This is a genomic window from Variovorax sp. F042 (assembly GCF_057814215.1).
Map to the genome: position 1 here is coordinate 1 of NZ_JBVASX010000048.1, position 327 is coordinate 327.

The following is a 327-nucleotide window of genomic DNA, read 5'->3' on the forward strand; positions in this document are numbered from 1 at the left end:
TGTGGACCGGCACCATGATCGTGTGGCCGTCGACCGTCACGGCCGTGTGGTCCGAAGGGCCCGCGCCGCCGCGGCGGCTCGAGACGCCGGCCGAAGGGTCAACCAGCCGCAACCCGAAGGACTGGAGCTCGGTCAACAGCTGCCGGCTGTCCAGCGGCTGCATCGTCGTGGGGGTTGTCGTCATGGTCGGGGCTCCGTTGGGCAAAAGGTTGCGTGAGGTGCATGGGCACGGTGGTCTGCGCCGGCCGGTCATTGATGGCAAGCGCCAGCAGCTCGGGCCGCGCGTAGTGGCCGACCGAATCCATCATTCGCGTGCGCTTGGCGATC

Annotated in this window: 2 pseudogenes; both read right to left on the reverse strand. The window is 68.8% G+C overall.

Features of this window, described 5'->3' with window-relative positions:
- Window positions 1-184: pseudogene (locus tag ACZYSP_RS35335) on the reverse strand (MSMEG_0568 family radical SAM protein); the annotation flags it as partial.
- Window positions 99-327, reverse strand: a pseudogene (locus tag ACZYSP_RS35340) (aliphatic nitrilase); the annotation flags it as partial. The pseudogenes ACZYSP_RS35335 and ACZYSP_RS35340, both read right to left, overlap by 86 nt.